This window comes from Cyanobium sp. Aljojuca 7D2 (assembly GCF_024346415.1).
Taxonomy (GTDB): Bacteria; Cyanobacteriota; Cyanobacteriia; order PCC-6307; family Cyanobiaceae; genus Cyanobium_A.
In genome coordinates this window covers 179,764-202,258 of sequence record NZ_JAGQCX010000004.1, presented here as the reverse complement: position 1 = coordinate 202,258, position 22,495 = coordinate 179,764, and the positions used below count along the sequence as shown (strand labels likewise).

25 protein-coding genes and 2 tRNA genes are annotated in these 22,495 nt (G+C 68.3%); 13 read left to right on the top strand and 14 right to left on the bottom strand.

Annotated features, from left to right (window positions below):
* Positions 1 to 7: 7 nt before the first annotated feature.
* Positions 8 to 1,459 (bottom strand): DEAD/DEAH box helicase, encoded by a 1,452-nt coding sequence (locus tag KBY57_RS06560; protein WP_254995083.1) that lies wholly within the window; start codon positions 1,457 to 1,459, stop codon positions 8 to 10.
* A 48-nt stretch (positions 1,460 to 1,507) separates the two neighbouring features.
* Between KBY57_RS06560 and KBY57_RS06555 the strand changes: the two genes are divergently transcribed.
* From KBY57_RS06555 to KBY57_RS06535, 5 genes are all read left to right on the top strand, one after another.
* Positions 1,508 to 1,774, top strand: a complete 267-nt coding sequence (locus KBY57_RS06555) for a hypothetical protein (protein WP_315859694.1) — start codon at positions 1,508 to 1,510, stop codon at positions 1,772 to 1,774.
* 133 nt (positions 1,775 to 1,907) lie between these two features.
* Complete coding sequence (locus KBY57_RS06550) at positions 1,908 to 3,053, top strand: NAD(P) transhydrogenase subunit alpha (RefSeq protein WP_254995082.1); 1,146 nt, start codon at positions 1,908 to 1,910, stop codon at positions 3,051 to 3,053.
* Positions 3,053 to 3,358 carry an NAD(P) transhydrogenase subunit alpha gene (locus KBY57_RS06545; protein ID WP_094560956.1) on the top strand — a complete coding sequence of 102 codons (306 nt, stop codon included), beginning with the start codon at positions 3,053 to 3,055 and terminating at the stop codon, positions 3,356 to 3,358. Before KBY57_RS06550 ends, KBY57_RS06545 begins: the two co-directional genes overlap by 1 nt.
* Positions 3,358 to 4,782, top strand: a complete 1,425-nt coding sequence (locus tag KBY57_RS06540; protein WP_254995081.1) for an NAD(P)(+) transhydrogenase (Re/Si-specific) subunit beta — start codon at positions 3,358 to 3,360, stop codon at positions 4,780 to 4,782. The genes KBY57_RS06545 and KBY57_RS06540 overlap by 1 nt, the downstream gene beginning before the upstream one ends.
* A gap of 8 nt (positions 4,783 to 4,790) precedes the next feature.
* A complete protein-coding gene (locus KBY57_RS06535; protein WP_254995080.1) occupies positions 4,791 to 5,843 on the top strand; it encodes a YheT family hydrolase in 1,053 nt (350 codons plus the stop codon).
* Here KBY57_RS06535 and KBY57_RS06530 read toward each other — a convergent pair.
* The gene (locus KBY57_RS06530; RefSeq protein ID WP_254995079.1) at positions 5,797 to 6,201 is read right to left on the bottom strand and encodes a (2Fe-2S) ferredoxin domain-containing protein; all 405 of its coding nucleotides are present in this window, start codon (positions 6,199 to 6,201) and stop codon (positions 5,797 to 5,799) included. The two genes, KBY57_RS06535 and KBY57_RS06530, sit on opposite strands and share 47 nt — an antisense overlap.
* 11 nt (positions 6,202 to 6,212) lie before the next feature.
* Positions 6,213 to 7,463 carry a 1-deoxy-D-xylulose-5-phosphate reductoisomerase gene (locus KBY57_RS06525; protein ID WP_254995078.1) on the bottom strand — a complete coding sequence of 417 codons (1,251 nt, stop codon included), beginning with the start codon at positions 7,461 to 7,463 and terminating at the stop codon, positions 6,213 to 6,215.
* 51 nt (positions 7,464 to 7,514) lie between these two features.
* On the opposite strand from KBY57_RS06525, the gene KBY57_RS06520 reads away from it, so the two are divergent.
* From KBY57_RS06520 to KBY57_RS06505, 4 genes are read left to right on the top strand one after another with little or no spacing between them, the layout of a single operon-like run.
* On the top strand, positions 7,515 to 8,456 hold the full coding sequence (locus tag KBY57_RS06520; protein WP_254995077.1) for a DUF368 domain-containing protein: 942 nt from the start codon (positions 7,515 to 7,517) through the stop codon (positions 8,454 to 8,456).
* The gene (locus tag KBY57_RS06515; protein WP_254995076.1) at positions 8,449 to 9,180 is read left to right on the top strand and encodes an RluA family pseudouridine synthase; all 732 of its coding nucleotides are present in this window, start codon (positions 8,449 to 8,451) and stop codon (positions 9,178 to 9,180) included. Before KBY57_RS06520 ends, KBY57_RS06515 begins: the two co-directional genes overlap by 8 nt.
* Positions 9,116 to 10,516, top strand: coding sequence for a sodium-dependent transporter (locus KBY57_RS06510; protein ID WP_254995075.1), 1,401 nt, complete (start codon positions 9,116 to 9,118; stop codon positions 10,514 to 10,516). Before KBY57_RS06515 ends, KBY57_RS06510 begins: the two co-directional genes overlap by 65 nt.
* Positions 10,517 to 10,575: 59 nt before the next feature.
* The gene (locus KBY57_RS06505) at positions 10,576 to 10,785 is read left to right on the top strand and encodes a hypothetical protein (RefSeq protein ID WP_254995074.1); all 210 of its coding nucleotides are present in this window, start codon (positions 10,576 to 10,578) and stop codon (positions 10,783 to 10,785) included.
* Positions 10,786 to 10,822: 37 nt separating this feature from the next.
* Here KBY57_RS06505 and KBY57_RS06500 read toward each other — a convergent pair whose 3' ends face one another.
* Genes KBY57_RS06500 through KBY57_RS06475 form a run of 6 tightly spaced genes read right to left on the bottom strand, consistent with a single transcriptional unit; the run spans position 10,823 to position 16,763 of the window.
* Positions 10,823 to 11,233 carry a type II toxin-antitoxin system VapC family toxin gene (locus KBY57_RS06500; RefSeq protein ID WP_254995073.1) on the bottom strand — a complete coding sequence of 137 codons (411 nt, stop codon included), beginning with the start codon at positions 11,231 to 11,233 and terminating at the stop codon, positions 10,823 to 10,825.
* Positions 11,233 to 11,478, bottom strand: a complete 246-nt coding sequence (locus tag KBY57_RS06495; RefSeq protein ID WP_254995072.1) for a type II toxin-antitoxin system Phd/YefM family antitoxin — start codon at positions 11,476 to 11,478, stop codon at positions 11,233 to 11,235. Before KBY57_RS06495 ends, KBY57_RS06500 begins: the two co-directional genes overlap by 1 nt.
* Positions 11,479 to 11,531: 53 nt before the next feature.
* Complete coding sequence (cysS, locus tag KBY57_RS06490; protein ID WP_254995071.1) at positions 11,532 to 12,986, bottom strand: cysteine--tRNA ligase; 1,455 nt, start codon at positions 12,984 to 12,986, stop codon at positions 11,532 to 11,534.
* 11 nt (positions 12,987 to 12,997) lie between these two features.
* Positions 12,998 to 15,994 (bottom strand): DNA polymerase I, encoded by a 2,997-nt coding sequence (gene polA / locus KBY57_RS06485; RefSeq protein ID WP_254995070.1) that lies wholly within the window; start codon positions 15,992 to 15,994, stop codon positions 12,998 to 13,000.
* A 41-nt stretch (positions 15,995 to 16,035) separates the two neighbouring features.
* Positions 16,036 to 16,428, bottom strand: a complete 393-nt coding sequence (locus KBY57_RS06480; protein WP_254995069.1) for a HEPN domain-containing protein — start codon at positions 16,426 to 16,428, stop codon at positions 16,036 to 16,038.
* On the bottom strand, positions 16,425 to 16,763 hold the full coding sequence (locus KBY57_RS06475) for a nucleotidyltransferase domain-containing protein (RefSeq protein ID WP_254995068.1): 339 nt from the start codon (positions 16,761 to 16,763) through the stop codon (positions 16,425 to 16,427). Before KBY57_RS06475 ends, KBY57_RS06480 begins: the two co-directional genes overlap by 4 nt.
* 37 nt (positions 16,764 to 16,800) lie before the next feature.
* On the opposite strand from KBY57_RS06475, the gene KBY57_RS06470 reads away from it, so the two are divergent.
* Genes KBY57_RS06470 through KBY57_RS06460 form a run of 3 tightly spaced genes read left to right on the top strand, consistent with a single transcriptional unit; the run spans position 16,801 to position 18,868 of the window.
* Positions 16,801 to 17,421 (top strand): DUF1643 domain-containing protein, encoded by a 621-nt coding sequence (locus KBY57_RS06470; RefSeq protein WP_254995067.1) that lies wholly within the window; start codon positions 16,801 to 16,803, stop codon positions 17,419 to 17,421.
* Positions 17,379 to 17,621 carry a hypothetical protein gene (locus KBY57_RS06465; RefSeq protein WP_254987737.1) on the top strand — a complete coding sequence of 81 codons (243 nt, stop codon included), beginning with the start codon at positions 17,379 to 17,381 and terminating at the stop codon, positions 17,619 to 17,621. Before KBY57_RS06470 ends, KBY57_RS06465 begins: the two co-directional genes overlap by 43 nt.
* Complete coding sequence (locus tag KBY57_RS06460) at positions 17,618 to 18,868, top strand: cation:proton antiporter (RefSeq protein WP_254995066.1); 1,251 nt, start codon at positions 17,618 to 17,620, stop codon at positions 18,866 to 18,868. Before KBY57_RS06465 ends, KBY57_RS06460 begins: the two co-directional genes overlap by 4 nt.
* On the opposite strand, the gene gltX is transcribed toward KBY57_RS06460, so the two are convergent.
* The 5 genes from gltX to rplS all read right to left on the bottom strand — a co-directional run bounded on the left by gltX (position 18,800) and on the right by rplS (position 21,461).
* On the bottom strand, positions 18,800 to 20,257 hold the full coding sequence (gltX, locus tag KBY57_RS06455) for a glutamate--tRNA ligase (protein WP_254995065.1): 1,458 nt from the start codon (positions 20,255 to 20,257) through the stop codon (positions 18,800 to 18,802). The two genes, KBY57_RS06460 and gltX, sit on opposite strands and share 69 nt — an antisense overlap.
* A 68-nt stretch (positions 20,258 to 20,325) precedes the next feature.
* Positions 20,326 to 20,399, bottom strand: a tRNA-Asp gene (locus KBY57_RS06450).
* Positions 20,400 to 20,561: 162 nt separating this feature from the next.
* Positions 20,562 to 20,750, bottom strand: a complete 189-nt coding sequence (locus KBY57_RS06445; RefSeq protein WP_006043540.1) for a hyperconserved protein Hcp — start codon at positions 20,748 to 20,750, stop codon at positions 20,562 to 20,564.
* A 36-nt stretch (positions 20,751 to 20,786) separates the two neighbouring features.
* Positions 20,787 to 20,859 (bottom strand) — tRNA-Trp (locus KBY57_RS06440).
* A gap of 92 nt (positions 20,860 to 20,951) precedes the next feature.
* A complete protein-coding gene (gene rplS, locus KBY57_RS06435; protein WP_254995064.1) occupies positions 20,952 to 21,461 on the bottom strand; it encodes a 50S ribosomal protein L19 in 510 nt (169 codons plus the stop codon).
* Positions 21,462 to 21,607: 146 nt separating this feature from the next.
* On the opposite strand from rplS, the gene map reads away from it, so the two are divergent.
* Positions 21,608 to 22,495 carry a type I methionyl aminopeptidase gene (gene map, locus KBY57_RS06430; RefSeq protein ID WP_254995063.1) on the top strand — a complete coding sequence of 296 codons (888 nt, stop codon included), beginning with the start codon at positions 21,608 to 21,610 and terminating at the stop codon, positions 22,493 to 22,495.

Here is a 22,495-nt window from a genome sequence, read left to right as displayed (position 1 = left end):
GCGCCATTTAATGCAGAAAACCCGGCAGCTGCGGTCCGCCCATGCGGATCACTTCTCCCAGGCGCTCATCCACCGCTTCCAGGGGGAGCTGGCCGCCCCGGGCAAGGCCGCCGGCATCGCTCAGGGGGGCCACCAATTTGGCGCGGATCAAATAGGGCTCGCTGAGCGACCAGCTGCGGGCGTAGCGGATCAACAGCGGGTCGGCGGGGGCAAACACGAAGGATGCATCCCGCGGCACCCCTTCCGCTGCGGCCCGGTGGCCATCCATGCGCACGGCCCGGGTGATCGCCTGCACAAAGCGGCTGCGGGTGACCACGGTGGTCAGGTAGGCCACCACCCGCAGCCGGGGGGCATCGAAGCCTTCGGCGCACATGTCGATGCTCACCAGCCAGTCGGCTTCACCGGCCTGGAAGGCAGCCAGGCGCGCGGCGGCCTCCGGATCCTGGGAGTGCACCAGGTGCACCCGATCGCCCTCCTCCTCCAGGAGTCCGGTGATGCGGCGGGCGTGGGCGATGTCGCGGGCGATCACCAGCCCTCCCGCCTCTGGATGGCTGGTGCGCACCCGCTCCAGTCGCTTGCGGGCATTGAGCAGCAGCCGCAGGGCAATGCTGCTGCTGTCGCCCAGTTGGATCGCCCGGCGCAGATTGCGGGCCCGCCAGCTCTCGCGGACTTCGGCGGAGAGGGGCGAGGTTTCGGTCTCGGCGCTGGCCTGGGGCCGGCCGTGCTCCACCCAGCCGTCCTGAAAGCGGAATTCCAGCGGCCGCACGTCTCCGGCCAGGATCAAGTGGCGCGGTTCGACGCTCAGGTCGGGGACGATCCGCTCGATCACGTCATCACCCTCCTGCACCCGCACCCGGCGGGCGGCACAGAAGGCCAGGTTGTCGGCCCGGAAGGGGGTGCCGGTGAGCCCCAGTCGCATCTGGGCTCCGGCGGTGAGCTGGCTGAAGGCGAATCCCCAGGCGGCGGCTTCCGGTTCGTCCGGATCAAGGCCCAGGTGGTGCACCTCATCGGCAATGGCCAGCCAGCGGCCGAGCCCGGCCTCGGGCAGCCTGGCTTCGAGATGGCTGCGGTGCCGGCCGGCGCTCTGGTAGCTCAACAGCAGTCCATCCCAGGCGCTGGGGGCCCCCAGGGCGGCCAGCCCCTGCTCGGGGTCCCACTCCCGCAAACGCAGGTTCAAGCGTTCTGCGGCCGCCAGCCACTGGCGGGCGATCGAGCTGCGGTGGCAGAACACCAGAAAGCGATCGAGCCGTTGCTCCCGCTGCAGGGTGTGGAAGCTGAGCAGGGCGCCCAGCGTCTTGCCGGCTCCCGGGCCGGCGTGAATCAGCACGTCGTGACCGCCCGGCTGGCTATTGACCAGGCGGGCTCGCAGCAACTGGATCAGGCGGCTCTGCCACTGCCTAGGCCGGATCCCAGGAGTTGCCGGCGCCTTGATGCCCAGATCAAACGAGGGGAAGGCCATCGCGCCATTGTGGCGAGGGTGGCCGGGCCGTCAGCAGGCTTGCGGCAAATGAGTGATGTGGCCTATGGGTTTGAGCCCAGCCGTGCCTACGTTCGGGCCATTCAGAAGGTTTGCGCTGCGCTCGCCATGGCCCATCCCTGCTCCGATCCCAATGGCTGGGCCTGGCCCCTCGCCCAGCAGCAACGCCATCTCAACCAGTGCTGGGCCCTGGAATGCGACATCGATCCGATGATCCTGCGGGCCCGCCACCTGCGTCACCAGGGTGCCCTGCCCCAGGCCAGTTGCGTGGAACAGGAGCTCTTGCCCCTGTTCTGACTCCCTGCGGGGTTGGCCGGGCAGCTGCTGGATGGGCAACTGGGATGGGCAACTGCGCACATTTTCCTTCAGTGTGTTGCCCCCAGCAGGGGCATTCCCCCCTAATAGAACGAGAGGGCCTCTGGGGATCCACTTGGCTGATGTTTTGATCCTGCGGGAGCGCAGTGCTGGGGAGTGCCGAGTGGCGGCTACCCCAGAAACGGTGCGGCGCCTGCGGGCCCGCGGCCTGAATGTTCGATTGGAACAGGGGGCGGGCCTGGCTGCCGGGTTTGCCGACGCCGACTACGCCGATGCCGGCGGCCACCTGGTGGAGTCTGGGGCAGGCCTTGGCGGGGGCGTCGATGCGGTGCTCTGCGTTAACCCGCCAGCTGCAGAGGTGCTCGATCAGCTCAAGCCCGGCGCCCTCGTGGCCGGGTTGCTGGCCCCCTACGGAGCGGCGGCGATGGTGGAGCAGCTCCAGGCCCGCCGCGTTTCGGCTCTGGCCCTGGAGCTTTTGCCCCGAATCAGCCGGGCCCAGAGCATGGATGTGCTGTCGTCGCAGGCCAACATCGCCGGCTACAAGGCGGTGCTGCTGGCGGCGGCGGCCCTCGATCGCTACGTGCCGATGCTGATGACGGCCGCCGGCACGATCCAGCCAGCCCGGGCCCTAATCCTCGGTGCTGGGGTGGCCGGTCTGCAGGCCCTGGCCACGGCCCGGCGGTTGGGAGCGGTGGTGTACGTCAGCGACGTGCGGCCGGCGGCCAAGGAGCAGGTGGAATCCCTGGGTGGGCGTTTTCTGGCGCCGCCCGAGCAGGAGGAGCGCCCGGCCGAGTCGGGCGGCTATGCCAAGGCGGCCAGTGAGGCTTTCCTGGCGGCCCAGCGGCAGCAGCTGGCCGAGCAGCTGGCTCTGGCCGACATGGTGATCTGCACCGCCCAGGTGCCGGGCCGGCGGGCACCACGGCTGATCTCCGAGGAGATGCTGGCGGGGATGCGGCCCGGCTCGGTGGTGGTGGACCTGGCGGTGGCCCAGGGCGGCAACTGCGCCGGCACGGTGTGCGGCCAGACCGTGGAGCGCCATGGGGTGCAGCTGATCGGTGGCGACGGGTTGCCCAGCTCCGTGGCCAACCACGCCAGTGCCCTTTACGCCCGCAACCTGGCTGCCCTGGTGGAGCACGTGCTCGGTGAGGGCGGCTTCCAGCTCGACGAGCTGATCACCCAGGAGGACCCGATCGTGGCGGGTTGCCTGCTCACCCACGCCGGCGCTTGCCGTTTCCCCGACCTCGTTTCCGGAGCCAACTGATGAGTGCCCTGACCCAAGCCCTGTGGGTGCTGCTGCTCGGCAGCCTGCTGGGCCTTGAATTGATCGGCAAGGTGCCGCCCACCCTGCACACGCCGCTGATGAGTGGCGCCAATGCCATCAGTGGCATCACGATGCTGGCGTCGCTCACCCTGATCGGCCAGGCCAACGGCCAGGTGCCCTTGTTGGTGCTGGGTTCCCTGTCGCTCGGCTTCGCCCTGTTCAACGTGGTGGGCGGCTTCCTGGTCACCGACCGCATGCTCGCGATGTTTTCTCGTAAAAAGACCCGCTCCGGGGGGGCACGCTGATGGCCGGACTGAATCTGTTGCCCGCCCTGATCGACCTGGTGGCGGTGTTGCTGTTGGCCCTGGGCATCAAGGGGCTCTCCAAGGTGAGCACGGCCCGCTCCGCCAATGGCCTGGCGGCCCTGGCCATGGGTCTGGCGGTGCTGGGCCTGCTGATTCAGCAGCCCCTCAGCCCCCAGGCCTGGCTCTGGATCGCCATTGGCACCGCCGTGGGCGGGTTGCTGGGGCTGGTTACCGCCCAGCGGGTGCCGATGACGGCCATGCCCGAAACCGTGGCCCTGTTCAACGGCTGCGGCGGCATGGCGTCGCTGCTGGTGGCCCTGGGGGTGGCGGTGTATGGCCCAAGTGGGGCCCCTGGTCTGGTGGAGCAGATCTCGATCGTGATCTCGGTGTTTGTGGGCGCGATCACCTTCAGCGGCTCGATCGTGGCCATGGGCAAGCTGCAGGGCTGGATCGACACCCCCGGCTGGACCCAGAGCTCCCTGCGCCACGGCGTCAACATCGCCCTGGCGGTGGCCTGTCTGGTGGGGGCCTTGGCCCTGCCTGGGGCGATGTCGGGCTCTCCCCTCTGGCTGCTGGTGGTGGCGTCAACCCTGCTGGGCATTGGTGTCACCCTGCCGATCGGCGGGGCCGACATGCCCGTGGTGATCTCCCTGCTCAACTCCTATTCCGGTGTGGCCGCTGCCGCTGCCGGCTTTGTGGTGGGCAGCCAGCTGCTGATCGTGGCCGGCGCCATGGTGGGCGCAGCGGGCCTGATCCTCACCCAGGTGATGTGCACCGCCATGAACCGCTCCCTGGTGAGCGTGCTATTCGGCGGCGCCCTCGGGGGTGCCGCGAGCGTGGGCGGTGGCGGCGACGAGGCGGGCTACACCCGCATCACCAGCTGCAGCGCCGAGGAATGCGCCCTGGCGCTTGAGGCCGCTGAGCGGGTGGTGTTCGTGCCTGGCTACGGCTTGGCCGTGGCCCAGGCCCAGCACGCCCTGCGGGAGCTCTCCAAGCTGCTGGAGGCCCATGGGGTGGAGGTGAGCTATGCGATTCACCCGGTGGCCGGCCGCATGCCGGGCCACATGAATGTGTTGCTGGCGGAGGCCGACGTGCCCTACGAGCAACTGCTCGAGATGGACACGATCAACCCCGAATTCCCCCGCACCGATGTGGTGATCGTGCTGGGCGCCAACGACGTGGTGAATCCCGACGCCAAGAGCGATTCCAGCAGTCCGCTGTACGGCATGCCCGTGCTCGAAGTGGATCAGGCCCGCCAGGTGTTTGTGGTCAAGCGCAGCTTGGGAGCGGGCTACGCCGGCATCAAGAACGCCCTGTTTGAGCTGCCCCAGACGGCCATGGTGTTTGGCGATGCCAAGGCGGTGCTGAATGGCCTGCTCAGCGAGCTGCGCAGCATGGGCGTGGGCAAGAAGACGGCCGCCTGAAGCGGGTGATGCCGGAGCTGGTGCAGGGCCTCGGGCTGGCTCCATTCCAGCAACGCTGGCCCTGGATCGGCCCCGACTTGCAGACCCTGCGGGACACCCTCAAGCCGCCCCTGTTGCCGCCGGATCAGGGGGAACCCCTGGCCCTGGCGGTGGGGGATCAGGCCTCCCTGCTGGCCATGGTTGACCCTCCTCGGCCGGTTGCCCCTGGCCAGCGGGCGGAGCCGCGGGGCTTGGTGGTGTTGCTGCATGGGCTGGGGGGATCCAGTGAGCGGGAGGGCCTCAGGCGGATGGGCCTGAGCCTGCAGGCTGCAGGTTTTGGGGTGTGGCGGTTGAATCTGCGTGGGGCGGGCCCGGGCCGGCCGCTGGCGCCGGGCACCTATGCGGCCCGCTGCGATCGCGATCTCCTGCCGGTGCTGCGGCGGGCGCGCGAGCAGGCCGGAGGCCGGCCGCTGCTGGGCGTGGGGATTTCGCTGGGGGGCACGATGCTGCTGAACGCAGCCCTGGCCGCCCCGGGGGTGTTGGATGCGCTGGTGTGCACCAGCAGTCCGCTGGATCTGGCCCGCTGCTCCCATCAGATTGAGCAGCCCCGCAATCGCGTCTACCAGCGCTGGCTGTTGCGCCGGCTCTGTGCCCAGACCCTCGCCGATCCCTTCGGCGTGAGCGCCGCCGAGCGCCGGGCGCTGGAGGGCCCAGATCGCCCCCGCTCGATCCGCGCCTTCGACGCCGCCATCACTGCCCCCCGTTGGGGCTACCGCTCGGTGGAGCACTACTACCGGGAGGCCTCGCCCCTGCCTCGGTTGCTGGGTGCCCATGGGGACGGCAGCAGCGACCCACCGGCCCTGCCCCCCACCCTGTTGCTGCATGCCCTCGACGATCCCTGGGTGCCGGTCAGCGGTGCCCAGGCCCTGGCGGCCCAGTCGCTACCTGGGGTGGAGGTGGTGTTCACGGCCCGTGGCGGCCACAACGGCTTCCATGGCGTCGGCGATGCCCCACTGAGCTGCTGGGGCGATCAGCTCACGGTGCGGTGGCTGAACCAGCTGCTGACGAGCAGGCTTGGGTGAGGGGCGCGCGGAAGGGCATGCGCTTGAGGATCCAGGCCTCAATCGGGGTGCCGCCCAGCACGTGCTCCCGCAGGATCCGCTCGATGCGCTTGGGGGTGACGCCGCCGTAGACGGTGCCCTCGGGCCAGATCAACAGGATCGGGCCCTCGGCGCAGATGCGCAGGCAGTCGGCCTTGGTGCGCAGCACGATCCCCTCGGCGCGTTGCGGATCCTCCAGGCCCAGCTCGCGCACCAGGCGCTTGAGGATGTCCCAGCTGGCGGCCCCCACGGCTGGATCAGGGCAGCAGAGCGCCTTGCTGGGGGTGGCGCAAAGCAGCAGGTGGTGCGAGATCTGCTGGGGCTGGCCTGGCTCGGGCATCGGGCGCTGGCTCAGGCGGGGAGTGCGGCGGTGGGGCGAGCGTTCAACCGGGCTGCAGCCTCACGCACTGCCTGACGGGACCAGGCGTCCACGGCCAACACGTCGGACAGGGAGGGGTTGGCGGTGAGGTCGGCCTGGTGGCGATCACACACCACGTCGATCAGTTTCGGAATATCGAGGAAGTGGATCTGCTCCTCGAGGAAGAGAGCCACGGCCTGCTCGTTGGCGGCGTTCATCACCGCCGGCATCGTGCCGCCGGCGCGGCCGGCTGCGTAGGCCAGCTGCATGCAGGGGTATTTGGCCGGGTCGGGGGCGCGGAAGGTGAGCGAGCCCACTTCGGTGAGATCGAGTCGGCGCCAGGGGGTGTTGAGCCGCTCGGGCCAGCTGAGGCAATAGAGGATCGGCAGCTTCATGTCAGGCCAGCCGAGCTGGGCCAGCACCGAGGAATCGGTCAGCTCCACCATCGAGTGGATGATCGATTGCGGGTGGATGACGATCTCGATGGCGTCGTAATCGAGCCCGAACAGGTAGTGGGCTTCGATCACCTCGAGGCCCTTGTTCATCAACGACGCGCTGTCGACGGTGATCTTGCGGCCCATGCTCCAGTTGGGGTGGCTGGTGGCATCGGCAACCGTGGCCTTGACCAGATCGGCGGCATCCCAGTCGCGGAAGGCGCCGCCGCTGGCGGTGAGCTGGATGCGGCGCAGGCCCGGGGTGGGCACTCCGGTGGAGAGCCGCGCGGTTTCGGCGTAGGGGGTGCCCTGCAGGCACTGGAAGATGGCGGAGTGCTCCGAATCGGCCGGCAGCAGCCGCGAGCCTGATTTCGCCAGCTCCGGCAACACCACCGGGCCGGCGGCGATCAGGGTTTCCTTGTTGGCCAGGGCCAGATCCTTGCCGGCGCGGATCGCCGCCAGGGTGGGTAGCAGGCCGGCGCAGCCCACAATTCCCGTCACCACCAGATCGGCGCTGGGCCAGGCAGCGGCGGCGCACAGGCCGTCGGAGCCGCCCAGCAGTTCCGGGAGCTGGGCAGGCCGGGCGGCGGGCTCCAGGGCGTTCAGCCGCTCGCGCAGCTCGGCCACGCGTTCGGGATCGGCCAGGGCCACCACCTCGGGGGCGTGGCGCTGGATCTGCTCCACCAGCAGATCGAGGTTGTTGCCGGCGGTGAGGGCCACCACCCGGAAACGATCCGGAAACTCCTTGGCCAGCTCCAGGGTTTGGGTGCCGATCGAACCAGTGGAGCCCAGCACGCTGATGGCTTTCACGGCGGGTCCCCTTAAGGTTTCGGCGACTCAGTCTCCCATCGCCCCCTGCCGATGACCGAAGCGCCTTCGCAGGCTGCCCAGCCTTCGCGGCCCTACGTGCTGCTGTGCGGGTTGGCCATGGGTGCCGCCGATGTGGTGCCCGGCGTCAGCGGCGGCTCGATGGCTTTCATCCTGGGCATCTACGCCACCCTGCTGGAGGCCATCGCCGGCTTCGATCTGGGGCTCTTGAAGCTGATGGGCCAGGGGCGCTGGGCGGCGGCCGCGGCCCGCGTGCGGCTGGGTTTTCTGCTGCCGCTGCTGGCTGGTGTGGCGGCTTCGGTGCTGCTGCTGGTGCGGCCGATCACCTGGCTTTACGAGGATCACCCGGTCTTTTTGTTTGCCTTCTTCTTCGGCCTGATCGTGGGTTCGATCGTGTTGATCGCCCGCCAGGCCCACTGGGGCACCAGCGGGCTGGTGGCGATGGCGATTGGGGCGGCGGCGGCGCTGGTGTTCGTCACGCGGGTGCCGGTGACCATGCCCCATGACCCTTTCACTCTGTTTTGGAGTGGGGCGGTGGCAATCATGGCGATGATCCTGCCGGGGATTTCCGGCTCCTTCCTGCTGCTGATTCTGGGCCAGTACCAGCACGTGATGGAGGCCGTCAAAGGCCTCGACCTGCCGATCCTGCTGCCCTTCGCCCTGGGCTGCGTGGTGGGGCTGCTCAGTTTTGTGCGGCTGCTGCGTTGGTTGCTGCAGCGCTGGCATGGCCAGACCGTGGCCCTGCTGGTGGGTGTGATGGCCGGCTCGCTCTGGAAGATCTGGCCCTTCCGCACCGTGCTCGAAAGCGCCACCAACGCCAAGGGCAAGTTGGTGGTGCTGCGCGATGCCCTGGCGTCCCCCCCCGATGCGGGGGCCCTGGTGGTGGCCCTGCTGCTGGGTGCCCTCGGCGTGGCCCTGGTGGTGGGCTTGGAGTGGCTGCAGCAGCGCGTTGGCGTGGCCGAGATGGGTGGATGAGCTGCAGCTGGGGCCCTCTCCCGCGCCCCAGCTTCTCTACGCCGACCCCTGGCTGCTGGCGCTGGCCAAGCCGTCGGGCCTGCTGAGCCAGCCGGGGCTGGGGCCCGAGCTGGCTGATTCGCTGATCAGCCGCGCCCAGCGCCGCTGGCCCGAAGTCCGGCTGGTGCACCGCCTCGATCGCGACACCTCGGGCCTGATCCTGCTGGCCCGGGATGCCGACACCCACCGACTGCTAAGTGGCGCTTTTGCCGATCGGCGCGTGCACAAGACCTACCTGGCGCGGGTGCAAGGGGTGCCGGCGGACCGTGGCGGCCTGATCGATCAACCCCTGGCGCGCCTCGCCACCCGGCCGCCCCGCTATGGCGTGGTGCCGGTGGCGGCCGGCGGCAAACCGGCCCTCACCCGCTGGCGGCGGCTGGATCCTTGCCGGCACGGCAGCACCCTGCTGCTGCAACCCCACACCGGTCGCTCCCACCAGCTGCGGGTGCACCTGGCCTGGCTAGGTCATCCGGTGCTGGGCGATCCGCTCTATGGAGATCCGGCCTCAGCACCACGCCTGCAGCTCCATGCCGCCGGCCTGCGGCTGCGCCATCCCGTTACGGGGGTGCCGCTGCGCTTGCGGTGTGCCGGACACTGGGGCAACTTCGGCAGCCCCCTGGATGGTCCGCCCCCGTTCAAGCCAGCCAGCCCCGAGCCCCTCAGCTCCAAACCCTGCTGCCATTGAGCGGGGCCGCTCGCCCGAGCGCTGGGGCTCGGCCCTGAGCTTTGTGCTGGCGGCCGCCGGCAGTGCGGTGGGGTTGGGCAATCTCTGGGGCTTCGCCTACCGGGCCTCCCAGGGGGGCGGCGCGGCCTTCGTGCTGCTCTACGTGCTGATCGTGGCCCTGGTATGTCTGCCGGTGCTGGTGGCCGAGATGGTGCTGGGCCGCAGCACGGGCCACTCCCCACTGCTGGCACCGATCACGGCTGGCGGTCGCCGCTGGGCGCCGTTGGGCTGGTTGTTTCTGGCGGCGGCCGTGGGGATCCTGGCTTACTACGCCGTGCTGATGGGCTGGACCGGCCTGAGCCTGGTGGAGGCGCTGCTGCGCGAGCTGCCGGCTGACATGGCCGCAGCGGAAGCCCATTTCGCCGGCATCAGCAACGGCGGCCCGGCGGTGCTGGGCCAGGTGCTGAGCATGGGCCTCACCGGGCTGGTGGTGGCCGCCGGGATTCGGCGCGGCATTGAGCGGCTCACCAGCTGGGGGATGCCGCTGCTGTTTCTGCTGCTGCTGGCCCTGGCGATCTGGGCGAGCTTCCTGCCGGGCGCCCAGGAGGGCTACCAGGGCTTTTTGCTGCGCTGGGATCCCAGCAAGCTCATCGATCCCACCACGATCCGCAACGCGTTCACCCAGGCCTTCTTCTCGATTGGTGCGGGCATCGGCTGCATCCTGGCCTACGCGGCCTATCTCGATCAGCGCAGCGCCCTGCCGCGCGAGGCCGTGAGCGTGGTGGGGCTCGACACGGCCGTGGGCCTGATGGCGGGTTGCGTCACCTTCCCCGTGGTGGCCAGCTTTGGCCTGGGCGATGCGGTGAGTGGCAGCACGGTGGGCGCCCTGTTCATTGCCCTGCCCACCGGTCTGGCTTCGCTGGGGGGAGCCGGGCGGCTGGTGGCGGTGTTGTTTTTCGCCCTGGCCTACATCGCGGCGATCACCTCATCGGTGTCGCTGCTGGAGGTGCCGGTGAGCTCGCTGATCGACCGGCTGGGCTGGAGCCGCCGCCGCACCACCTGGTTGTGCGTGCTGGCGATCACCCTGCTGGGCCTGCCCGCCGCCCTCAATGTGACGGTGCTGGAGCGCATGGACGCCCTGTTTGGTGGCGTGCTGCTGATTGCTGCGGGGTTGGCGATGGCGGTGTTGCTGGGTTGGGTGGCCCCCCAGCGCCTGCAGTCCGACCTGGCTGGCTGCGGCAGCTCGCCGCGGCTGCAGCGGCTGCTGTTGTTTGGCTTGCGCTGGGTGTCGCCACTGGCGATCGCGGTGGGTTTGACCGTGTCGGTTGCCGATCTGCTGCACAGCTGGACGGGCTAAAGCTGCCCCCGGCTCCATCTCTGCTCCGTAGGCTCCGTGGGCTGCCGAGGTTTGGGCCCGTGAACGCTTTTTTCCAGCGTTGGAATTTCATCGAGCGGGCCCGGCTGGAGCGCCAGCTGTGGGATGCCTTCGAGCGCAAGGAAGACCTGGAGGCGCTGGTGGAAACCTGTCCGCCCGGGTTTCAGAAGGAGGTGTGGATCGCCACCCTGCAGCGGATTCGCAAGATCGAGCGGCTGATGGAGGGTCAGGAGCGTCCACCAGGGATCTGAGTTGTGGATTCAGCGTTGTTGATTCGGCGTTGTTGATTCATTGGGCCGCGCTGATGGAGAGGCATTGCAAATCGGCGCCGACCTTTTCGAGTCTTTTGTCGTTGCTGATCAGAGCCACACAGCCGTGCTGCAGAGCCGTGGCCAGGTGGAGGGCGTCTGGGGTTTTAAGCCCATGGCTGGCGCGCAGCTCTGTGGCCCGCGCAAAGGTGGTGTCGTTGATGCTGAGCCATTGAAATGTTTGCAGCCACGCTTGATAGCGGATGATCAACTCTCCTTGCTGGCGGGCCAGGGGATGCACCAAACACTCCAGCTGGACCAGTGGAGAAATCGCCAGCTGCAGGTTTTGCGCCAGCTGCGAGGAGAGACAGGTTCGGGCAGCCTCTCCAAAGAGCGGGTCCTGCTCCATCGCATAGATCAGCACGCAGCTGTCGACATAGACCAACCCCATCAATCCCAGCTGTCTCGCTCGGCCTGGATGTCGGCTTCGATGTCCACGTGGGCCCGCTGTAGATGGGCGGGCAGGGGGTTGGCCTGCAGCCAGGACATCGGGTCGAGAACGGTCGCTTGGTGATCAATGGCCACCAGCTTCACAGCGGGTTTACCGCGCTGGGCAATCACCACCTCTTCGCCAGCTTGGGCGGCGCGCACCAGCCGCGAGAGCTGATTTTTGGCTTCCAGGATGTTGACTTGCATGGGTCCAACCTAGCCAGGAGGCTGCTGAGTTGGCCAGCTCAGCCCCGCAGGCGCTAGCTGCGTAGCCACTCGGTGACGCCGCCGGGTCGGTCGATCAGCTCGATGCCCTGGGCCTTGAGGGCGTCGCGGATGCGGTCGGCCTCCCCAAAGTTGCGAGCGGCCTTGGCGGCCTGGCGCGCCTCGATCTGGGCTTGAATCTCATCGGTGCTGGGGCCTTCTGCTGCGGCTTGGGCGCCATCGCCGGCTTCGGGTTCGAGGCCCAGCACCCCCGCCAGCTCCCTCAGCAGCTGGCCTTGGGCGGCCAGGGCCGGGCTGGCTGCCTCGGCAGCGGCGCTGGTATCGCCCCGCTCCAGCCGGTTGGCGAGGGCGCGCAGCGGTTTGGCCAGCTCAAACAGCACCGCCAGGGCGGCTGAGGTGTTGAGGTCGTCGTCCATGGCGGCGGTAAAGCGCGCGCGGGCGGCGGCGAGTTCTGGGGTGGCGCCTGGGGCGGCGGTTGCGGTGGCGGTAGCGGTGGCGGCCAGGCCGAGGGCGGCGTTGAGGCCCTTCCAGCCGGTGGCGGCGGCCTCGAGGGCTTCGGCGGTGAAGTCGAGCGGTTTGCGGTAGTGGGCCTGCAGGGTGAACAGGCGCAGCGTCATCGGCGACACGCCGGAATCCAACAGGGCGCGGATGGTGGTGAAGTTGCCGAGGGATTTCGACATCTTCTGGCCACCCACATTCACCATGCCGTTGTGGAGCCAGTAGCGGGCCAGCTGCTGGCCGGTGGCTGCTTCCGACTGGGCGATCTCGTTTTCGTGGTGGGGAAAGATCAAGTCGGCACCACCGAGGTGGATGTCGATCGTGTCGCCCAGCTCCTCGCGCACCATCGCCGAGCACTCGATGTGCCAGCCCGGCCGCCCCGGTCCCCACGGGGAGGGGAAGCTGGGCTCGCCGGGTTTGGCGCCTTTCCAGAGGGCGAAGTCGAAGGGGTGCTGCTTGCGGGCTTCCTCTTCTGTGGCCACCCGGCCCGCCGCGTTGTCTTGCTGTTCGGCCAGATCGCGGCCGGAGAGCTTGCCGTAGCCGGCGTGCTTCATCACGGCGAAGTACACATCGCCATCAGCGCTGTAGGCGGCCCCTTTGGCCTCGAGCTCCTCAATCAGGGTGCGGATGGCATCGAGCGATCGGGTGGCCCGGGGCATGCGATCCGGCGGCAGGATGTTGAGCCGGGCCATGTCGGCCACGAAGGCCTCGATGTTGCGCTCGCTCACCGCTTCCATCGAGCTGCCCTCCTCGGCGGCGCGGCCGAGGATCTTGTCGTCGATGTCGGTGTAGTTCTGCACGAACGTCACCCGGTAGCCGCTCCAGCTGAGGTGGCGGCGCAACACATCCCAGGCGATGTAGCTGCGGGCGTGGCCCAGGTGGCAGAGGTCATAGACCGTCACCCCGCAGCAGTAGATGCTCACTTGCCCCGGCACCAGGGGCTCAAACGGCTCGATGCGGCGGCTGAGGGTGTTGGTGAGCTTCAGGGTCATTGGGCCAGCTGTCACTTCGCATCCATCCAGTTGGGGCCGACGCCGGTTTCCACCACCAGGGGCACCGACAGGGTCACGGCCCGCTCCATGGTTTCACGCGTCAGGGTGAGCACGGGCTCGAGCGCTTCGGGAGCCGCCTCCAGCACCAGTTCGTCGTGCACCTGCAGCAACAGCCGGGACGGCAGGGCGGCCGCCTCCAGCTCGCGGTGCAGCTGCACCATCGCCAGCTTGATGATGTCGGCGCTGGAGCCCTGGATCGGCGCATTGGCGGCGGCCCGCAGCTGCTGGGCCTCCATGCCGCCGCGGCGGGCGACCTCCAGGTCGATCTCGAGGGGATCCTTGCCGCGCAGACGGCCCAGGCCGTTGGGGTCGAAGTGGAACGGCCGCCGCCGGCCCAGGATCGTTTCCACGTAGCCCCGGCTCAGGGCCAGCCGCTCCTGCAGCTCCAGGAAGGCAAACACCCTCGGGTAGCGCTGCTTGTACTTGGTGAGGAAGTCTTTGGCGTCGGCCTGGCTCACGCCCGTTTCCCGGGCGAAGCGCTGGGCGCCCATGCCGTAGATCACGCCGAAGTTGATCGTCTTGCCGAGGCGGCGCTCCTCCGGCGTCACCTTGTCCTTCTCCAGCAGCAGCCGGGCGGTGAGGGCGTGCACGTCGTCGCCGCTGCGGTAGGCCTCCACCAGCACCTCCTCGCCGCTGAGGTGGGCCAGGATCCGCAGCTCGATCTGGGAGTAGTCGGCGCTGATCAAGCTCCAGCCCGCTTCCGGCAGGAAGGCCTTGCGGATCCGCCGCGAAAACTCGGTGCGGATCGGGATGTTCTGCAGATTGGGGTTGCTGCTGGAGAGCCGGCCAGTGGCCGTCACGGCCTGGTTGAAATCGGTGTGCACCCGGCCCGTTTCCGGCTCCATCAGCACCGGTAGGGCATCCACATAGGTGCTCTTGAGCTTGCTGAGGGTGCGGTGTTCCAGCACCAGCGGCACCACCGGATGGGCGTCCTCGAGTTTCTCGAGCACGGTTGCATCCGTGCTCCAGCCGGTTTTGGTTTTGCGCGATTTCTTGCGGTCGAGCCCGAGGGTGTCGAACAGCAGCTCGCCCAGCTGCTTGGGGGAGGCCAGGTTGAAATCGACCCCAGCGGCCGCCTTGGCCTCGGCATCCAGGCGCTCAAGGGTGGTGGCGAGCTCGGCGCTCAGTTCGCCCAGGTAGGCGGTGTCGATGCGGATGCCGGTGGCCTCCATCAGGGCCAGCACGGGCTCGAGCGGCAGCTCCAGCTGGTCCAGCAGCTGGGGCAGGGCCTCGCCCATGGCCGTGAGCTCGCGGCGCAGCAGCAGGGCCAGGCGCCAGGTGAGGTGCACATCCATGCCGCAGTACAGGGCGGCGGCGTCGATCGCCACGGCAGCGAAAGTGGCGCCCTTGGGCACCAGCTCGGTGTAGCTGGTGGGGGTGAATCCGAAGTTGCGCGCGGCCATGGCCTCGAGGCCGTGTTTGTCGCCGGCATCGCGCAGGTAATCGGCCAGCAGGGTGTCCATCACCACCCCGCCCAGCGGCAGGCCGTGGCGCAGCAGGATCAGCCGGTCGTACTTGGCGTTCTGCAGGGCCTTGGGGTGGGCGGCGCTGGCCAGCCAGGCAGCCAGGGCGGTGAGCACCGCATCCAGGGGCAGCTGGGGCGGCGTTGCCGGCGGCTCGCTGAGCAGATCGGGCGCCGGCGGGCTGTGGTGGCCGATCGGGATGTAGGCCAGCTCGGCCAGGCCGTCGCCCCAGGCCAGGCCGATGCCCACCAGCTCGGCCTGGAAGGGATTGAGGCTGGTGGTTTCGGTGTCGAGGGCCACCGGGCGGCCGGGATCGGTGCAGCTGTTGAGCTGGGAGACGAGGGCCGCCAGGGCTTCTGGGCTGGTGATCAGTTGGGGCTGCAGGGCCGGTAGCCCAGTGTTGAGCGGCTGATTTGGATTTGTTGAACGTTCTGTTTCACCAGCTGAAACAGCGTTTGTGGCGGCTGGGCTGGCCGCGCCGCCCGCAGGGCTGGATCCCTCGCTGGGCTGCGGCGGCACGGCCGAGAACAGCTGGGCGAAGGTGGGCACCTGTTTCACCAAGCTGTACAGCTCCAGCTCCTCGAGGCTGCCGGCCAGGGCCTCGGCCTTCACGGCCCCCAGTTCCAGCCGCGGCTCGGCGGGCAGGGGAATGTCGATCAGGATTTCGGCCAGCATCCGCGAGCGGTAGGCGTTGTCGCGGTCGGCGCGGAGTTTGTCGATCAGGGCGCCCTTGAGCACGCCCTTGGGGTCTTTGGCCTTGGGGCCTGCCTGCTCCAGCTGCTTCAGGGCGGCGTAGATGCCGTCCACATGGTCGTAGGCGGCCAGGAGGTTGATGGCGGTTTTTGGGCCCACGCCCTTGACGCCGGGGATGTTGTCGGAGCTGTCGCCGGTGAGCGCCTTGAGGTCGACCACCTCCTCCGGGGTGACGCCGAGCTTGGCGATCACGCCGTCGCGGCGGATCTCGGTAGGGCCGCTGTTTTTGGCGTAGGGGCCGCCGCCCATGTACAGCACGGCGATGTCGCGCTCATCGTCGACCAGCTGGAATAGGTCGCGGTCGCCCGAGAGGATCCGCACCCGCCAGCCGGCATTGGCGGCGCGGTTGGCCAGGGTGCCGAGCACGTCGTCGGCCTCGTAGCCCGGCGCCATGGCCAAGGGGATGTCGAGACTTTCGGCCAAGATCTGCTGCAGGTTGGTCAGATCGGCGAAGAAGTGCTCCGGCGCCTCATCGCGGTGGGCCTTGTAGGCCGCGTCGGCCTCGTGGCGGAAGGTGGGCTCGGCGGTGTCGAAGGCCACCACCAGACCATTGGGCTTGAGTCCCTTGCAGTTGTCGAGCAGGGCCTTGAGGAAGCCATAGGTGACGCTGGTGGGGATGCCCTCTTTCGTGCTCAGGCCGCCCTCGCCTCCCTTGGAGAAGGCATAGAAACTGCGAAAAGCCAGGGAGTGGCCATCGATCAGCAGCAGCAGCGGCTTGGTGCTGGGGGCCACGGTGCTGCAAGCGGTGATGGGTCGAGCCAGCCTGCCAGAGCTCAGGGGGCCAGTTCCGATGCTGCGATTGTCACCACGGCTTCAGCCGTGTCCAGGGCCCCCTGGCTATCGGTGGCATCGAAGAGATCGGCCGGTGCGGCATCACCCTGGGGATAGCGGCTTTCGCTGTTCATGCGGGTGAGGGGCTTGAGGCGCAGCTGGCCGAGGGTCTGGGTTTCGAGGCCCTGCTGTTGCAGCATCTCCACCAGTCGTTCCAGCGAATGGCTGTAGGGCGGGGTCATGCCTGCAGCCACCAGCAGGGCCTTGAGTGCTTTTTCAGCGGCCTGCCCGGCCATGTAGCAGGCCTGGGCGTGGAAACCCTGGCCGGCCATGCAGCGCGCAGCTTCCAGATCGTTCTGGGCCTGCCGGATCCAGGCGTCCGTGCGCGGCGTCATGGCCTGTCGAGGCGCAGGGCGTCACGGCCGATGGCGCGCCAGTAGGGATCGTCGCTGTGCCGGAGCAGCTGCCAACGCTCATGGGTCAGCGCCAGCACATCGTCGCCCAGCCGGGCATCCAAGAGGCCATCGGCCAGGGCATTGGCGGCGGCGCGGGTCGGGGCGATGGCTAGGAGGTCCACATCGGAATAGGCGTCCCAGTCACCGCGGGCCAGGGAGCCGAACAGCCACACCTCTCCGCCCGGGAAGGCCGTCGCCACGGCTTGCACGTGCTGGCGCAAGCCATCCAGCCGCTCGCGGTGGCGCTGTTCACGGAGGGCCGCCAAGGTGGGCATCAACTCAGGCTATAGAAAGTGGCCCACGCTGCACCGGATGGCCAGCACCAGCACCGCCACCTTCAGCTCCTGCGGCCAGTACCGCTGGTGGCTCGAGCGGGTGTGGGAGCCGGCGGCGCCGCGGCTGATCTTCATCGGCCTCAATCCTTCGCGGGCCGATGGCCGGCGCGACGATCCCACGCTGCGGCGGCTACTGGGCTTTGCCCGTCGTTGGGGCTATGGCGCTTTGGAGGTGCTCAATCTGTTTGCCCGCGTCAGCCCGTCGCCCGCGGTACTGCGGTGCGCTGTGGATCCGGTGGGGGCCGACAACGAGCCCTGGATCCGGCGGCGCCTGGTGGCGAATCCTGAGGCCACTCTTTGGCTGGGCTGGGGCAACCAGGGGGCCTGGCGGGGGCGGGATCGGGCGGTGCTCGCACTGCTCCACCAGCACCCACTATTCCAGGAGCATGGCCGTCTGGGGGCCTTGGGGCTCACGGCCGCCGGCCAGCCCCGCCATCCCCTCTATGTGGCCGGCGATGTTGCGCTGCAGCGCCTGGCATGGCACAACCCTGAGGCTCTGGGGCATCCTGTGGGCATGCCCGAGTTCTCCGTCCCCCCGCCGCCGGCAGCGACGCCATGTCCCGCATCCCCCGCCGCTACGCCGTGCATCTGCACATGAGCGGTGGCCAGACCGAAACCGTCCACTTCCAGACCCTGGAGGCCTTCCAGCAGTGGTACGGCGGTGTGCTGACGGCCTCGGCGCCCGACACCTTTGTGAACGTGCCGATCGGTGATCTGGAGGGCGAATACCTGGTGGTGCGACCCAGCGGTGTGATCGGCATCCACGTGGAGCCCAAGTTCAACGCCCTGGATGAATGACACCTGAGCGGCTGGGTCTGCTCTGGGGCGTCACTGTTTTTGCCGGGGCGATCGCCCAGGCCCTGGCCTGGCTCACTGGGCTGCCTGGAGTGGTGCTGTTGCTCAGCGCCGGCCTGGTGATCGGCCGCTCTGGCTTTGGCCTGGTGGAGCCCCTGGATCTGGGTGCGGGCTTGGGCACGGTGGTGGGCCTGCTGGTGAGCCTGGTGCTGTTTGACGGCGGCATCAACCTGCGGCTCCCGGGCGAGGCCACGAAGCAGGCGGTGCTGCGCATCGTGTTGGTGCGACTGGTGCTGGCCCTTGGTGCTGGCCTGCTGGTCGCCCACTGGTTAGCAGGGCTCAACTGGTCGCTGGCGGCTGTGTTCAGCGCCATCGTGCTGGCCACCGGGCCCACGGTGGTGACTCCGCTGGTGCGCCAGATCCGCTTGTCGCCGCCCCTGGGCGAGGTGCTGGAAGGCGAGGGGCTGATTCTCGAGCCGATCGGGGCCGTGCTGGCCCTGCTGTTGCTGGAGCTGGCGCTGGGAGATTTGCACGGTTGGCGGGAGCTGGCCCTGGGACTGCTGCAACGTCTGGGTGGTGGGGTGGCGATCGGTGCTCTGTGCGGCTGGTTGCTGGCCGAAGCCCTGCGCCGCATTCCCGCCCAACCGGCTGGGGCCGTGCGGTTGCAGCTCACGGTGGGCAGCCTGTTTCTGATGTTCAGCGGCTGTGAGCTGTTGCTGCCCGAATCGGGCCTGCCGGCGGCCGTGGCGGCCGGGGTGGTGGTGGGCCGCCGGCCCGACACCGACGCGGCCGAGCTCGATGCCCTGATCCGCCAGCTGGCCCAGCTGGCGATCACGATGCTGTTTCCTCTGCTGGCGGCTGATGTGAGCTGGGCCGAGCTCAGCCCCCTGGGCTGGGGCGGCGTGGCCTGTGTGCTGGTGTTGATGCTGCTGCTGCGCCCCGTGGAGATCGGCCTGGCTACCTCGGGCCTCGACTTCAGCCTGCCCCAACGGGCCCTGCTGGCCTGGTTGGCGCCCCGCGGCATCGTGACCGCCGCTGTGGCCAGCCTGTTCGCGATCCGCCTGGAGCAGGCCGGGGTGGTGGGGGCCGGTCGCCTGCAGGGGCTCGTATTTCTGACGATCCTGCTGACCGTTGGCCTGCAGGGCCTCAGCGCCGGTCCCCTGGCCCGCAGGCTGGGGCTCTCAGAGGCAGCGGCTGATGCGGAGGCGGTCGGCGCCGCTGCGGTGCAGCAGCAGCCAGGTGGCCAGTAGGTCGGGACCCTGGAGACTGCCCAGCAGCGCCGCCCGCAGGCTCTTCATGAGCACGCCTTTCTTCACCCCGGCGGCGGCACACGCTTCGCCTAGCAGGGCCTGGGCCTGCTCAGCGTCCAACGTCCCGTCTGGCGCTGCATTGGTTGCGGGCTCGGGCAACCGCTCCAGCAGCGCGGCGAGGGCCGGGCGGGCCCCCTCGCTGGCGAGCTGGTCCACGGCGGCCTCTTGCAGCTCCGGGGTGGTGAAGAAGGGGCGCGCCTGCTCCACCCCATCGGCGAGCAGGCTCAGGGACGGGCCGATCAGGCTGCAGAGGTCGATCTGCCAGGCGGGGTCTGAGCTGGCCTGGCCGGGCTCCCGGCCCCAGCCATGCTCAGCCCACAGGGGGGCCAGCTGCTCCCGCAGGGTCTCGGGACCAAGGCCATGCAGCACCTGGCCATTGAGCCAGTTGAGCTTGTCCCAGTCGAAGCGCGCACCAGCCCGGTTGACCCGCTCGAAGTCGAACACCGCAGCCGCGTCGGCAAGGGTGAAGCGCTCCCCCATGCCCTCCGGCGGCGACCAGCCCAGCAGGGTCATGTAGTTGGCCAGGGCTTCGGCGGTGTAGCCCATGGCTCGAAACTCGCTCACCGAGGTGACGCCATCCCGCTTGGAGAGCTTCTTGCCCTCCTGGTTGAGGATCAGCGGGGTGTGGGCAAACACTGGAGGCTCGGCGCCGAGGGCTGCGTAGAGCAGCAGCTGCTTGGCGGTGTTGGCGATGTGGTCTTCGCCGCGAATCACGTGGCTGATCGCCATGGCGGCGTCGTCCACCACCACCACCAGGTTGTAGAGGGGGTCGCCGATCTGATCGGCGGGGGCGCGCCGGGCGATCACCATGTCACCGCCTAGGTCGCTGCCGCTCCAGCGCATCGGGCCGCGCACCAGGTCGGTCCAGGTGATGGTGGCGTCGTCGTCGATGCGGAAGCGGATGGTGGCTTCGCGGCCCTCGGCGATGAAGGCTTGCTGCTGCTCGGGCGTGAGATCGCGGTGGCGGTTGTCGTAGCGGGGGGCTTTTTTCTCGGCGGCCTGCTGCTCGCGCATGGCGGTGAGCTCCGCTTCGCTGGCAAAGCACCGGTAGGCCTGGCCGGAATCGAGCAGCTGCTGGATCGCGGCCCGGTGCTCGGCGATGCGGGCGCTCTGGATCACTGGATCGCCGTCCCACTGGAGCCCCAGCCACTGGAGCCCGTCGAGGATGTTGGTGGTGTATTCAGCCTTGCTGCGCTCTTTATCGGTGTCCTCGATGCGCAACAAAAACTGCCCGCCCTGGCGCCGGGCAAACAACCAGTTGAACATCGCCGTGCGGGCGGTGCCGATATGCAGGGTTCCCGTGGGGCTCGGGGCCAGTCGCACACGCACTGGACGAGAAGCTTGCCCTGCCACGGACTGGGCAGCACCCACAGGGACGACTCCTAATTCAGGGGAAACGGGACTGACGGGATTCGAACCCGCAACTTCCGCCGTGACAGGGCGGTGCTCTAACCGGTTGAACTACAGTCCCAGTCAGCCTTTCGGCGTTCTGTGCCGTGCTCGGGGTTTGACCCTTGAGCGACTTGAAAAGTATCCGTGATCGCCGGTCCGATCGTCAACCAACTGGGCAAAAGACCAGCGAATGCAAATCAGACCGGCATCCCGAATGGGCATTGCGCAGCCTTGAGACTGCTCAGGGGCGAAAGCCCGCGGGCTCAATCAGGCGCACCTGATTTCCGCGTGCCGTGAATTCACGACCTTGATCGCTCTGAACGACCACACGGCCACCGGATTTCACCCGGATCACTCGCGCCCGAACCCAGCCCAGAGCGGCTGATTCGAGCACCTTGACCACATCTCCGGGTTGTAGATCCAACTCCATGCTCGGAACCAGGAAACTGCAAAATGGGACATCGAACGCGCCGTGGAGGACTTGAACCCCCGACATCAGGTTTTGGAGACCTGCGTTCTACCAACTGAACTAACGGCGCAAGGCCGATGCCCCGTAAACATGAGGCTGCTGTTGTTAAACCACCCTGCCTGAAGAATGCTCATCAGGCAGTGAGGAAACATGTTGGCAACCTCAGCGGTCGAAGCGTTGCTTGACCCGTGTGGCTTTACCCACCCGATCGCGCAGATAGAAGAGCTTCGCCCGACGCACCTTACCGCGGCGCTCCACTTTCACGGAAGCAACCTGGGGGCTGTGCAGCATGAAGACCCGCTCCACACCGATGCCCTGGAAGATACGGCGCACGGTGATGGTCTCATTGAGACCGCCGTGGCGCTTGGCGATCACCACCCCTTCGTAGGGCTGCACGCGCTCCTTATTGCCCTCGCGAATTCGCACGCCCACCTTGACGGTGTCACCGACGTAGATCTCGGGGAGTTCGTCCTTGAGCTGTTCGGCCTCAAAGGCGCGGATCAGGTCGTGGGCGCTGAGCTTGCCGGTGGTGGCCTTCACGGACGTGGAGGGCTTGGCCTGCACAGCGGTGGCCGTGCTCGCTTCTGCCGTCTTGGTCTCGGTGACGCTGGCCTCCTCAGAACCCTGCTCTGCCGGGTTTACGGCTTGATTGTCTGTCGACTCCGTTGCCATCTCAGCTCCGCGACGCCTTGCCAAACCGACAGTGTACCGGCTGAGGTGTCGCCCTTCCATCAAACGCCATTCCTGAGCCCGCAACGATCCGGTCCCATTGGTAGCTTGAAGGTGAGCCTTTTCCATCGCTGCCGGCGTCTCCCAGCATGAATCTGTTTGCCGATCTGCTGGCCAGCACCAAGGGTTCTGCTGGCGGCGTGGCTGCCTCCAGCTCAGTGGCTGCCTCCAGCTCAGTGGTTGAGACCGGACCCCGCATTCAGAAAGGTCGCCGCGGGGTTGAGATCAAATCGGCCCGCGAAATCGACACCATGCGCCAGGCCAGCCGCATCGTGGCCACGGTGCTGCGCGAAATCCTGGAGATGGCGGCCCCCGGCATGACCACCGGCGACCTCGACCGCCACGCCGAGAAGCGCATCCGCGAGATGGGCGCGACACCTAGCTTCAAGGGCTATCACGGTTTCCCCGCCAGCATCTGCGCTTCGATCAACAACGAGGTGGTGCATGGCATCCCCAACAGCAAGCGCGTGATTCAGGCCGGGGATCTGGTCAAGATCGACACCGGCGCCTACTTCGACGGCTACCACGGCGACAGCTGCGTCAGTCTCTGCGTTGGGGAGGGAGCCACCGAGGAGGCCCAGAGCCTCTGCCGGGTGGCCCAGGAATCGTTGATGAAGGGACTGGGCCAGATCAAGGCCGGCAACACCCTGCTGGACATCGCTGGCGCCGTGCAGGACCACGTGGAAGCCCATGGCTTCGCGGTGGTGGAGGACTACACGGGCCACGGCGTCGGCCGCAACCTGCACGAGGAGCCCTCGGTGTTCAACTTCCGCACCCGGGATCTGCCCAACATGAAGCTGCGCCCGGGCATGACTCTGGCGGTGGAGCCGATCCTCAATGCCGGCAGCAAGGCCTGTCGCACCCTCAAGGACCGCTGGACCGTGGTGACCGTGGATGGCAGCTGGTCGGCCCAGTGGGAACACACCATCGCCGTCACCAGCGACGGCTGCGAAATCCTCACCGACCGTGATTTCTAA